The sequence below is a fragment of the Undibacterium sp. RuTC16W genome (assembly GCF_049339445.1).
GTDB lineage: Bacteria > Pseudomonadota > Gammaproteobacteria > Burkholderiales > Burkholderiaceae_D > Undibacterium.
Genome location: NZ_JBMPPE010000005.1, coordinates 143,840 through 157,059, shown reverse-complemented (window position 1 = coordinate 157,059; position 13,220 = coordinate 143,840). Strand labels below are relative to the sequence as shown.

Below are 13,220 nucleotides of genomic sequence, written 5' to 3'. Positions count from 1 at the left end.
CAAGATTCTGAGTGCCAGGTAATTGGCTGTCTCATTTCTAGGTTTCACGTTTTGCAAGCTTCAATTTTTGGCTTTTATCAGTCGACTGATTAATTATCATCATAAACAGTTGCAATTCAAAGTCAATAAAAAACCGGTCGACCGACTTAAATATTATGCAGATGATGCGTATTTGCAAAAATGATCTGATACCACTCTATTTTCCACATAAAAATTCAGCTCCTAGGTGTACTAAATCTGTCCTTCGCGCAACATTGCGCATACTGACGGACGTGAGCTTCACCCTGCATTCAGGATTTTTTGATTTCTTTGGGTACGCCAACTACCACGACATTCCCCAATAAATTAAAGAGCAACATATTGATAACATGTGGATAGCAATGAATTTTCCAGGCATTCCACTGATGACTACTACAACGGCGCTATTCATTACTCTATTCAAATAAAATCAAAGCCCAGCTACGCATGATTCAAGATGCCATGGCAGTTTGCCTGGATCGCAAGCGCTCCAGCCTTGCCAGGTATAAACTCGACAGGATGACACCTATGCTGACGACCAGGATAGTCAGTGTAGCAATAGCATTGACACGAGGATCCAGCCCCAAGCGAGCGCGTGAAAAGATAATAATCGGCATCGTTGAATAGCCAGGGCCCGTCAAAAATTCAGACAACACCACATCATCGAGTGACAAAGTAAAGGTGAGCAGCCAGGCGGATGCAAGTGCCTGTTTTATATTGGGTAGCGTCACAAGAAAAAACACTTGATGGGGACGGCAACCAAGATCCATTGCTGCCTCCTCATAAGACTTGGACATTTCTTGCAGGCGCGATTGTATGATGACCGTCGCATAGGCGATACCCAGCAAGGTATGTCCTATCCACATCGTCCACAACCCGGGACGAGGAAAACCAAACACCCTTTGCACAGACACCAGCATCAACAACAAGGAAAGGCCGATCACCACTTCAGGCATGACCAGTGGCGCATTGATCATGCCGTTAAATAACAAACGGCCTTTGAAACGTCGGTAACGATTGAGTGCAAATGCGGCAAACATACCCAGCAAGACTGATGAACAAGCTGTCATCAAGGCAATTCGCAAGGACAATCCAAAACCTGAAATAATTTCTGCATCATTTGCCAGCTCGTGATACCACTGTAGTGTAAAACCTTGCCAATGCATGCTTCTGCGCGAATCATTGAATGAAAAGATGATCAACACAAAAATCGGGATATATAAAAAAGCATAGCTGGCTAACATCCATGCCCTGCCAAATATCTTGTATCGACTCATACCGGCCCCTCTGTCTGCAATGACTTATATTTACTAAAAATGCTCATTGGAAGCAAAATTAACAGGACTAAAAAGACTGTTACAGCACAAGCCAGTGACCAGTCATTATTGGTAAAAAATTCGTCCCAGAGCACATGGCCTATCATCAGGGTTTCTGGGCCACCTAACAGCTCAGGGATCACGTATTCACCAATGCAGGGGATGAAAACCAGCATGGATCCGGCAACAATGCCCGACTTTGACAAAGGTATGGTTATATAAAAAAAGGTGTACCAGGGCTTGGCCCCCAGATCTGCTGCCGCTTCCAGATAACGGACATCCATTTTCACCAGATTGGCATAGAGCGGAAGTATCATGAATGGCAAATAGGCGTAAGTCATCCCAACCATTAATGAAATCGCGGTATTCATCATGTGTAACGGGCTGTCGATGACGCCAATCGACAACAAGAAATTATTGAGTAGGCCATCATTTGCCATGATTCCTTTCCATGCAAAAATGCGCAAAAGAAATGAAGTCCAGAATGGCAGCATGACCAGCATCAATAAAGTAGGACGTATTGACTCCCTGGCGCGCGCCATGAAATAGGTAAACGGATATCCGATCACTAGGCAGATGAATGTCGTGATCGCGGCATACTTGATTGACTGCAGATAAGTCATGACGTACAGAGAATCTTGAAGAATAAACAGATAATTACCTATCTTCAATTTCACATGCAGCATGCCATCAATGTAGCTGAACAAACTCCCGAAAGGTCCGTTCAGGTCGGTGTCGAGCAGACTAATCTTGATGACCATCAAAAAAGGCAGCAGGAAGATAACGATCAGCCAGACAAAAGGCACACCGATGATCAGCCTGGCACCACTCGGCCTTGACAGCCAACGCCCCCAGTCAAATTTCTCCGGGCCAACTGAATCAGAAGCAAGAGTTGGCGCAATAAGGTATTGTTTGCTTCGCCAGAAAAAAAGAAGATTCGTGATTTTTTTCATGTTCGCACCCTATTGAGTCAGAACGACCATGGCATTATTGTCCCAACTGGCGAGAACGCTATCACCCCATTGCGGTCTGTGTGCATCATTCCTTACCGTGTTGGTGACACTGGCTTTCAATATCATGCCACTGAGCAGTTGCAGGTGGTAGACGGTATAGCTACCCATATATGCCAATTCTATGATTTTTCCTTTTACACAGTTATCGGCATTTGTTTCCCTTGCGAATTCAACGGCAATTTTTTCCGGGCGTATGCCCACAGACACGGGCATACCTATCGTACCAGTGATGCCGTGGCCTACATAATGCCGACAATCGATAGACTCTACGATTACATGGTCGGGCTCGTCTTCGACTACAATTCCCTCAAACATATTGATGTTACCGATGAAGTCGGCAACAAAGCGGCAGTTTGGTGTTTCATAAATTTCTGTTGGCTTGCCTATCTGTAGAATATGGCCTTCACTCATGATCGCTATGCGGGAAGCCATGCTCATCGCTTCCTCCTGATCATGCGTTACCATGACACAGGTAACGCCGACTTGATCCAGAATATTGACCAGCTCTATCTGGGTACGTTCGCGCAGTTTTTTATCTAACGCTCCAAGAGGTTCGTCAAGCAATAATAATTGTGGTCGCTTGGCCAGGCTTCGTGCCAACGCGACACGCTGTTGCTGCCCTCCCGATAATTGATGTGGCTTGCGTTGACCAAAATTTTTTAACTGGACCAACTCCAGCATTTCGTTCACACGTTGTTCTATCTGTTTTTTGGGTAGACCATCACGGCGCAGGCCAAACGCAATATTGTCCCAGACAGACAAATGCGGAAATAAGGCATACGATTGAAACATCATATTGATAGGGCGACGATATGGCGGCAGGTCGACGATGTCATCGCCAGCCAGCAAGATTTGGCCGGAACTCGGCATCTCAAAGCCTGAGAGCATGCGCAACAGGGTTGACTTTCCACAGCCAGAACTTCCCAGCAAAGCAAAGATCTCACCTTTATTAATCGAGATGGACACATTGTTGACAGCCCGCACACTGTCAAATTCCTTGACCAGGTTATTCATCACCAGGAACGGCTGCCCCTTGGGAATATTGTTAACAAATCCCGAAGGAGTATTTACTCCAGACGGATTGATTGAATGAGAAACAAACGTCATGGCTAGCCTAAAACAAAAAATGAAATATCAAATCAACAGACATGCATCATTTACATCGCATGCCACTGCATACACTGAAAAGAGTGTCAGTCCCCAGATTTAAAATGGATGAATACACGGGTAGCCGTCCGCCGCAAGTCAATACTCATTAATTTCGGAGCAACCATATTTTTCATGTCTGCATCCGTTAAAAATATGGTTTTATCCTGACTTAATTCTTTAAGAATAAATTTGCGACTGGCTGCATTGGGATTGGCATAACGCACTTTGTTGGTCAGGTTTGCCTGCACTTCCGGACGCATGATGTAGTTCATCCATAGATGTGCATTTTCTGGGTGAGGAGCATCTGCTGGAATTGCCATGACGTCGAAAAAGAGAACTCCGCCGGTTTTTGGGATCAAGGCGACAATATTGTTACCATTTTTGGCTTCTTTTGCATCACGTTGCGACAAATTCATGTCACCAGACCAGGCAATAGAAGCACACAAAGCACCATTGGTCATGTCCGACACATAACTGGTGGTGCTGAACAAGGTAACGTAAGGACGTATTTTCGCCAGCATGCGGCCCGCCTCCAGGTAGTCAGCCTTATTGGTAGAAAATGGATCCTTGCCTATGTAAGCCAGGGCTGGCGGTAATATGTCTGATGGTGTGTCGAGAAAGGAAATCCCACAGGACTTCAATTTTGATGCATACACAGGATTGAAAACCAGCTCCCATGGATTCACTGGCATAGGTAAAGTGCCCAGGGCAGCTTTTACCTTGGCAGTGTTGATACCGACGGTGGTGTAACCCCACAGCCAGGGCACCAAATACTGATTATCGGGATCAAGCTTGGCCAATTGTTCCTGAATGACAGGATCGAGGTTGGCCAGATTGGGAAGTTTCCTTTTGTCGATTTTTCTGATCAGGCCGGCTTGTATCTGCATGTTTCCCCAATGGGCTGCGGGTATTACGACATCATAACCAGTCGATCCCAGAGTCAGTTTGGCATGCAGGATTTCATTGCTGTCATAGGTGTCAAGATGAACTTTGATTCCCGTTTCTTTTTCAAAATTCTTGATCGTGTCGTCAGCAATAAAATCCGACCAGTTAAAAAGATTTAACACCTTTTCTTCCGATGCCATCGCTGGCAGTGCTGATACTGTGGCCAGACTGGCGGCAAGACATGTCACCGCAACGGACTTTAGCAGCAAGTTATTCAGCTCATACTTTCGCATTAGCTGAGTTACTCTGTTATTTTTCATTTCGTCTCCTGCAAAACCAAATCTTAGATCAACTGGATTGAACGTTTATAGCATTTTTTGTTGCTTCAACGTATCGAATGTTTTATCCAGTGCCGAGGTAATCATGCTGATCATTTCATCAATATCAGCATGTGTCATGGTCAATGGAGGGGACGTCAATAACCGATCTCCCGGCATTAGACGCATGATTACTCCGGCATCAAGCATATTGAGCCGGCACATCATCCCTACATTTTGCGACGCATCAAATGGAATATTGTCGTGCACGGTGGCACCTTTATGACGCACCAGGTTCATGCCACCCAAAAAGCCTATCCCTTCTGCATTGCCTACCAGTGGATGGTCAGCCAGGGCCTGGAATTTCTTTTGCAGGTAAGGTCCGGTATTCAAACGCACTTGATCAATCAATTCTTCTTCTTCAAGTATGCGTATGTTCTCCAAGGCGGCGACACAGCCCACTGGATGGCCGGAATAGGTGAAGCCATGATTGAATTCGCCACCTTTTTCTATCAAGGTAGTGGCAATACGGTCGCCAACCAGCACACCGCCGAGAGGGATATAACCTGATGTCACACCCTTGGCAAAGGTAATCAAATCCGGTTTTATGCCAAAGTGTTGTGAGCCAAACCAATGGCCGATACGGCCAAAACCACAGATCACTTCATCAGCGACCAACAAGATTTCATATTTATCGCAGATGCGCTGTATTTCTGGCCAATACGTCGAAGGTGGAACGATTACTCCTCCGGCACCTTGTACTGGCTCGCCTATAAATGCAGCGACGTTCTCTGCCCCCAGTTCAAGAATCTTTTGCTCCAGCCAGGAGGCTGCCTCCAGACCAAATTCTTCTGGTGTTTTCCCCTTACCACCTTCCAGATACGAGGGCTGACCTATATGCACAATGCCAGGTAGCGGCAATCCGCCCTGTTTGTGCATACTTGGCCAGCCACCGAGCGAAGCTCCAGCCATGGTGCTGCCGTGATAAGCATTCAGGCGGCTGATGATGACCTGGCGCTGAGCTTGTCCTTTTCTCTCCCAATAGTGGCGAACCAGACGAACAACTGTGTCGTTTCCTTCTGAACCTGAGCCTGTAAAAAATACGTGATTGAAATGGTCTGGAGAAATGTCAACCAGTTTCGCTGCCAGTTCAATAGCAGGAACGTGCGTGGTCTGAAAGAAAGTATTGTAAAAGCACAGCTGTGTCATTTGCTGATGCACTGCATCAGCTATGCGTTTGCGTCCATAGCCTACGTTTGTGCACCACAGACCAGCCATACCATCGAGAAAGCGCTTGCCTTCGGAATCCCATACATAGATCCCCTCCCCCTTGACGATGATGCGTGAAGTTTGCTCATTTTTTTTGCTGTAGTCGGCAAACGGATGTAAATGCCGGGCCGCATCGGCGTTTTGCAATTGTTGCGTCTTGATATGGTCGTTAGCGTTCATTTGTTTATCCTTCTCATCTTAAATTGATAGAAATAATTTCTTTTAAATAATTTATTTTATTAATTTGATTATTAAATGCTGCCGAAAGCTTGCAGTTGCCACCCCATGCTTGCACTACATGGCCGTTGAGGAAGAGACTCCTTTCGGGCATCAAGAGGGGAAACAGAAATCTGCTTTGTTTTCCGCTGATTTTTGTCATGATAGTCATTTGGAAAATAATAAGTCAAGAGATTAATTCAATCGACCGACTTATTTTAAATAAAATCAGTCGTTTAATTTAATCAAATGATTAAATACTCTACTATAATCAATCAAAACTAACAACTTATCTTATTTTGAAAGCAGCTAGTTCCTTGTCAACGCTAGAAAGTTTGAAACTAAAGAGAGAAAAAATCGAGGAGAGCATGAAAAATCTATACAGGAAAATAATTCTTGCCACTGCGTTGTGCGTCACTATCAACAGTGCATTTTGTGAAACGGCAAATAAACTGAACGTGGCATGTCTACCCTATCTGCAATATGTCTACAAAATGCTGGGAGATGATTTCAGCACGGTCGAAAAGAAATTTTCAATGACTTACGTCGACAAAAATACCGGCAATCTTTCCAGAAAATCAGCCATTACGACCATTGATTTTTCGGTCTCAGATCTTGCTTTGTCGCGTAGTGACCTGGAAGCACGCAAGCTGATACAATTTCCCTCCATGGTGACGGCAATTGTTCCCGTGATTAATATCCCTGGCATTGATACTGACAAGTTGATACTTGATGGGCCAGTGCTGGCGGCAATTTTTTCAGGCGAAATAAGTACATGGAATCATGATGCTATCAAAGCCCTGAATCCACACATCTCGCTACCTCCCCTCAAAATCAAACCTTATGCCCGCTCTGAACCCTCAGGCGCCACTTTGGCAATGACCAGGTATCTGGCGCAAAAATCCCAACGCTTTGCAAAAACCACAGGTGCCGGCGAATTACCAGCATGGTGGACAGGAGTTCAACTATTAACCAAAGACGAGGCCATAGAAACTACCATCAATAAAATCCCTGGCGCAATAACTTATGTGGAGATGGATGTAGGCAATATGAAACATCTGAAATTTATCAGACTAAGACATGCGAGCGGCTCCGTAGTCAAGGCCGATGTAGGATTTCTGCGTCAAGGTGTAGTCAGTTCGCGCACGATAGAAAATGAGCATGAAGCAAATTATTTAGATGCCGTGGATTTTGGGAACAACTGGCCTATCCTGCTGCCAATTTACATCACAATACCAAGGAAATCTATGGATGATGAAAGGACGTCTTTGATACTGCGATTCCTTTTTTGGACCTTCAATAAGGGCGACGATACCATCGAACAATCGGGATTGGTTCCTCTCCCCGTTTTGCTTCAATCCAAGGCTGTGAAAACTATACGTAACGTGCAGTCCAGCAACGGCAAAATCTTATTTGTAGATTTTGATTTGTAAATGTACTTGCACAGATACCGCCACTCAAGAAATATTGATATGGCGATACTGAATACACCTAAATTAATTCATATACAAAGAATGCCAGACACGCAAGACCGTTCGAGATACTGTCAGCGGGTAAGTGCTGATCTTGAGCCAGCCGTCGTGATTCGTGCGAGCTCAAAAGCAACAGCCACAACACCTGTTTGAAAGGAATGCGTAGTTAGGTAAAAGTGTCGCGCAACTTTGCGATTGAGGAGCAATGGTGAACTCCATCATAAATGCGCAACGGAAAAACTGAGGTTTAATATTTAACTCATTGAATTTCAAGAGGTTGCCTAACGCAATGCCTCCCACTACAGGGTAGTTTCCGAATTAAATATCAGGAAGGATGTAAAAAAACTGCTTAGACTTCCTTAAATAATATCTGGCGCAAAAACAATTTTTGCGCCAGATCACAAGACGACTAAAACGGATCAAGTGCTTTGGTGAATTGCCCGGATGCGTTCACTGCACCTAGTGTGTAACCCTGCCATCCCGGATAGGCGTCAGGTTCCCAGTAGAACACGCCCAGACCGTTTGAGCCTAGTGCTTTGGTTTTTGTGATCAGGTCGCTCAGCATACTTTTTGTTGTTGCAGCTTGCTGCCAGTCCATGCCTACCTCACATACCATCACTGGCTTGCCGTATCGAGACACCATATCTGACATAGTCGCTGCAATTTTTGTGTTGTAGCTTGCCCAACCAGATACCGGCGGGTAATGTGACATGCCAATGACATCCCATTTAGCCCCCTTACTTTTTACACCATCAAAAAACCACCGGAATACCGCGTCGTCGTAGCCGTTTGCCAGGTGTAGCACGACTAAGGCGCTTGGATATACTGCTTTCACTGCGTTATATCCGTTATTAATCAATGTACTCAATTGCGTAAAATTAGAGGTACTTCCTTCGGGAAATAACATACCTGAATTGATTTCATTGCCGACCTGTACCCATTCAACATTGATGCCATTGCTCTTTAAGTAGTTAAGGACGTCATGGGTATGTGCGTACACGTCCGTATTAAGCTGAGCCAGTGTGTGGCTAGACCAGGCTGCGGGTTTGGCTTGATGACCGGGATCCGCCCAAGTATCGCTGTAATGAAAATCAATCATAATACGTTGACCTTGTGCCGCTGCGCGCTTGGCTTTATACAAGGTGTCTGCGGCATTTGACCAGCCGCCTGAGGGATTGACCCAGACACGTAAGCGTATCGCGTTGATTCCAATATTTTTGAGCAATACGAATGGATCTGTCGCATTCCCGCTGCTATCGCGGAACACATAGCCACTCGCCTCTTGCTGATTAACCCAGCTTATATCTGCACCGTTTGCGAAGCTGGCAGCTTGCCCGCTCAGCGGAAATATTATGCCGAAAACGGCGATGGTAATATAACGCTGAAAAATTGTTTTGATACGCATGTTGTCTCCTTTGGATGGAATGTTGATCTATAGTTTTTCTATATTTTTTAATAAAGCACCTGTTTTGCACAGGCTATTGGCGGCAGCACGACATGAACGATAGCCAAAGTGCCGCCCTTCGGCTCAGACCATCGTTATTTAGGTAGAGATTTAAAAAAAGGGAACGATATTTATCGCTCCCTTTTTTTCACTACATCTTATAAGACACGCCAAGATTGAAGCGGCGGCCAAACTCTGATACTTCTTGCTGATAAGGATTGTTAGCGCTGGTGTAGACCACTTTTTGATTTGTCAGATTGTCGACACCAAATCTGATTTGCAATTGCGATGTCAACTGCTTTGCCAGGTTCAAGGTTACATAGGTTTCGGCACCGTTTAGTATTAACTGTCCTGCAGTCCAGGTAGGATTACGGACAAAAGCACTGTGGTAGTTGGCGGAGATACGTGCCTCATATCCAGCTTTTTCGTACCAGAAAGCGATACCACCGTTATGCTTCATCAAACCCTCAACCGAAAATGGATTGGCTGCCGGCATATTTTCTTTAATATCACTGGTCGTGTAGGTGTAGTTACTGGCGACACCGAGGCCATCAAAAGGTGCAGGCAATCCTGTGAATGCCTGCTGATATACCAGCTCTACACCATTGACATCCCCACCCTTGCCATTGACTGAACGGGTAATTAATGCAGCGCGGCCATTGATCGTTGTTTTATCTTGTGTAATGCCGATATAGCGACTAATTTTTTTATAAAACGCACCGGCCGATAATAATGCACCTTTACCGAAATACCATTGATATGCCAGATCAACCTGATCAGCCAGCATCGGTTTTAGCTCAGGATTGCCAGCACTACCCGTCAATGGTTGCGCTGGATTGGAGTCCACGTTCAAATTGCGGGAAGCACGCATTTCATCTAAGGGGGCACGCGACATTGCGCGAGCCATGCCAAAACGAATTTGTTTTTCTTGCTTATCATCCATCGCAAAAATCAAATTCAGACTAGGTAAAACCTCGGTATAGGACGTGCCACCTGTTACCGGGGATGGTGTCGCACCGTTGACAGACTCCATGCCAGCGCCGGTCTGACTGGTATGCACAACACGCACACCGGCATTGCCACGATAAGTGGTTCCCAGCATTGCGCCATCGAGATCTGCCTGTGCGTACACTGAGCTGCTACGCTCCTTGACCTTCCATCCGGACAGGAGATCGTTTTGGCTTTGTGGACGGCCAGTCGCATCGAACACATTCGCCCCAAAAATACTGTACGCAGAAGCATAAAAATCTTTCAATGCAATGTACGGTGCCATCCCACTAACGCGCACAGTCTCGTAAGCTGAGTCAGGCAAGGTAGCGGTCGGCGAGACATTCCAGGTAGTCTGGGAATAGCTCTTTTCACGATCAGTAAAGCGCGCACCAAACTTCACTTTATTAACCGCACCTAAGTCAATGGCTCTGGACCCGGTCAGATGTATGGCGTTGAGTTCATCCTTTAAATGTCCGTCCGTATCGACGTACATCGTTGGTGCGCCGAAATTCGCAGGATTTCCGGTATCTTGCCCGTATGAGTAAGTTTGATTTTCGTTACCGGTAAACGACCAGCTAACGGTTGCATTGGATTTGGCGAATTGACGCAAGTCGCGCCATTGACTACTCCGCTGCGCTCTTGAGGTTGACAGATCTGCCTCTAATTTCCAATCAGCGAGATTGAATTTTCCATTTAGCCCGCCGGCAAGATTGCTAGTGTCTTGTACCCAGACAAAGTCATTTGTCGTCAATCCGACATTATTCACTGAGGCTCCGACAACATAGCCGTTACGAATATCCAGATTACTGTAATTGGCTTTTTGCCAGCCATCCCAGTTCCCGACGTCGCCACTCCAATGTTGTTGTCCGCGTTCGTTGATCGCGGATTTTGCGTAATAAATGTCGCCAGTAATGAAGGCATCGGTACTCGCTTTCCACTCCACCTTACCAAGTGCGCTGGAACGCTGGTCCTTGCCACGCCGGACTTCGTCCTGAAAACCCCATGGAGTTTTATCGACCTTGCCATCGCCGTTCAGATCCGCAGAGTGATCTTCGTTAAAGCCCCAGTGCCGGACATTTTTTTGTATCGAAGGCTGATCCTGATAACTGAACGCCATTGCTACACCAAGCGTATTGTTATTGAACTGATCGATATAAATACCTCCGACTCTGGGTGCAGCATTGCTAGCGCCTTGAATCTGATTCGCTATCGGATAGTAAAGGGCGTCAGCCTTTAGAGACACCTGACGTCCTTTGAATTTCAATGGTTCCACCGTCAACAAATCGATACTGGTTGCAACACCCCCCTCTACCAATTCTGCTGATTGGGTTTTATGAATGGTTGCACCGCTTAGGGATTCGGACGGAAATTGTTCAAAACGTACGGCCCGGTTCGGTTCTGAAGATGCTAGCTCACGTCCATTCAAAGTTGCACCGATAAACCGGGGTCCAAGACCTCGGGCAATAATTTGACTCGCATTACCGCGATCCAGGCCAGATGACAGCCCTGGCAAGCGTGCGAGCGATTCCGCAATCGTTGTGTCCGGTAATTTGCCGATATCTTCAGAAGCGATACTTTCGATCATATTATTCGCCGCTTCTTTGGTTGCAAGTGCATTACGTACTGAGGCGCGGATTCCCGTTACGGTAACAACTAAAGGTTCGCTTGCAGACGCTGTAGAGGCACCGTCTTGTGCCCATACAGTTGTGCTGGCGCCAGGTAGAATGAACATGGCTTTAATCAGCCAGCTGAGTTTTTTCTGTTGCATATGGTCTCCGATTTTTTATGAATACCGCTCATTCACTTATTCACCGAGTTAGTAACTGAATGAGTCACTAAGTGCGTAATTGAGCAGCCCATTTCAATCACTTTTTTCAAAACCGAAGATGATGGATACCTAGGTAATCAATGAAGTACATTTCACATGCAGCTCATCTTCTTCAATTTTGTTCAGATTGAAATGTTGATTCGCTCTTTTTGATGAGCGTGGATTGATCGTATGGCGCAGACGTAAAGCAATCTAATACTTTATTTGCGAAACAGTATGCAGAATTGATATACGTTGAATATACGTTGAGAGGGAGAGATGTGTTCAACTGACGCAAACAGAGCTGGCAAAAAGACAGCCGGTCATGACATAGCTAAAACACCGTTGAGAATTAATTTCAGGAATTATTTTTTACTGCAACTTCACGCAGCGTATCCAGCATGGCTTGAGCACCGGGAGAGAGTCGGTGTTGTTTTCGTGTAACAATACCGTAAAGATCCATGCGTAAGCCAAGTTCGTATGGCAAGACGGCTAGCAAGCCAGAATCCAGGTAAGTTTGTACTAATTGCTCAGGTAGTGCGACCATCATGTCACTAGCGAGCAGCAGACTGGTGATAACCGGGAGGGCCAATGTCTCGACGGTCTCAGCTGGCTGGTCTAGCCCATGCGATAAGAATAAAGCAGTCAGGCGGTCTCGCAAAATACTTCCGCCGGGTGGCAATATCCATGCCTCACGCGCGAGGTCATCCAGTGCAAGATCGCGCCGTTGCAGAAGCGGATGCCGGGCGCGCACGATCAAGCTATGCGGCTCATCGGTTAAAGGCTCAAATGTCAATTCTGCTGCGGATTCCGTATCAAGAATCCGGCCGACGACCAAGTCTAATTCCCCTGCTCGCAAACGTTGTATCAAAAGCTTGCTGGTATCGACACTGATAGAAACATGCAAACGTTTATGCCGCGACTTAAGCAAGGTCACGGCCTCAGGCACGAGACCCGTTGAAGGCGTCATCACAGAACCAATTGCAACCCGCCCGCTTAAGCCGGAGAGTAATTCCATTACCTCCTGATGGGCAGCGTCCATTTCCGCTAACGCAGCACCGGCACGGCGTATCATGATTTCGCCATACCAGGTTGGCGCAATGCCACGGGCTAGTCGCTCAAATAGCTGCACACCCAGCGCATATTCTAGTTCCGACAGCAGTTTGGATGCGGCAGGCTGCGTCAGGTGTGCTGCTTGCGCCGCATGCAAGATCGATCCGTGCCGTCCTAATTCGACCAGCAACACCAGTTGTCGCGTTTTCAGATGGGTGCGTACAAATCGGTCAGAACCAGGATCGTTCATTTTGCGGGAAGAAAATTTGTC

Annotated in this window: 10 protein-coding genes; 1 reads left to right on the top strand and 9 read right to left on the bottom strand. The window is 46.2% G+C overall.

Annotated elements, in window-relative coordinates; all coding sequences use genetic code 11:
- Nucleotides 1-470: 470 nt before the first annotated feature.
- From ACO0K4_RS11505 to ACO0K4_RS11480, 6 genes are all read right to left on the bottom strand, one after another.
- Entirely contained in the window at nucleotides 471-1,295 is an 825-nt protein-coding gene (locus ACO0K4_RS11505; RefSeq protein WP_422956763.1) for an ABC transporter permease, read from the bottom strand.
- A complete protein-coding gene (locus ACO0K4_RS11500) occupies nucleotides 1,292-2,287 on the bottom strand; it encodes an ABC transporter permease subunit (protein WP_422956762.1) in 996 nt (331 codons plus the stop codon). Before ACO0K4_RS11500 ends, ACO0K4_RS11505 begins: the two co-directional genes overlap by 4 nt.
- A gap of 9 nt (nucleotides 2,288-2,296) precedes the next feature.
- Entirely contained in the window at nucleotides 2,297-3,454 is a 1,158-nt protein-coding gene (locus ACO0K4_RS11495) for an ABC transporter ATP-binding protein (protein WP_422956761.1), read from the bottom strand.
- Nucleotides 3,455-3,540: 86 nt separating this feature from the next.
- Nucleotides 3,541-4,701, bottom strand: coding sequence for an extracellular solute-binding protein (locus tag ACO0K4_RS11490; protein WP_422956760.1), 1,161 nt, complete (start codon nucleotides 4,699-4,701; stop codon nucleotides 3,541-3,543).
- A gap of 45 nt (nucleotides 4,702-4,746) precedes the next feature.
- Nucleotides 4,747-6,147 (bottom strand): aspartate aminotransferase family protein, encoded by a 1,401-nt coding sequence (locus ACO0K4_RS11485; RefSeq protein ID WP_422956759.1) that lies wholly within the window; start codon nucleotides 6,145-6,147, stop codon nucleotides 4,747-4,749.
- 13 nt (nucleotides 6,148-6,160) lie between these two features.
- Complete coding sequence (locus ACO0K4_RS11480) at nucleotides 6,161-6,346, bottom strand: hypothetical protein (protein ID WP_422956758.1); 186 nt, start codon at nucleotides 6,344-6,346, stop codon at nucleotides 6,161-6,163.
- 205 nt (nucleotides 6,347-6,551) lie between these two features.
- On the opposite strand from ACO0K4_RS11480, the gene ACO0K4_RS11475 reads away from it, so the two are divergent.
- Nucleotides 6,552-7,616, top strand: coding sequence for a substrate-binding domain-containing protein (locus tag ACO0K4_RS11475; protein ID WP_422956757.1), 1,065 nt, complete (start codon nucleotides 6,552-6,554; stop codon nucleotides 7,614-7,616).
- A 448-nt stretch (nucleotides 7,617-8,064) separates the two neighbouring features.
- Here the strand turns inward: ACO0K4_RS11475 and ACO0K4_RS11470 are convergent, their stop codons facing one another.
- The 3 genes from ACO0K4_RS11470 to ACO0K4_RS11460 form a co-directional block, all read right to left on the bottom strand.
- Nucleotides 8,065-9,060 (bottom strand): glycoside hydrolase family 53 protein, encoded by a 996-nt coding sequence (locus ACO0K4_RS11470; protein WP_422956756.1) that lies wholly within the window; start codon nucleotides 9,058-9,060, stop codon nucleotides 8,065-8,067.
- Between the two features lie 190 nt (nucleotides 9,061-9,250).
- Nucleotides 9,251-11,857, bottom strand: a complete 2,607-nt coding sequence (locus ACO0K4_RS11465; protein ID WP_422956755.1) for a TonB-dependent receptor — start codon at nucleotides 11,855-11,857, stop codon at nucleotides 9,251-9,253.
- A 397-nt stretch (nucleotides 11,858-12,254) separates the two neighbouring features.
- Complete coding sequence (locus ACO0K4_RS11460) at nucleotides 12,255-13,199, bottom strand: LysR substrate-binding domain-containing protein (RefSeq protein WP_422956754.1); 945 nt, start codon at nucleotides 13,197-13,199, stop codon at nucleotides 12,255-12,257.
- Between the last annotated feature and the right edge of the window lie 21 nt (nucleotides 13,200-13,220).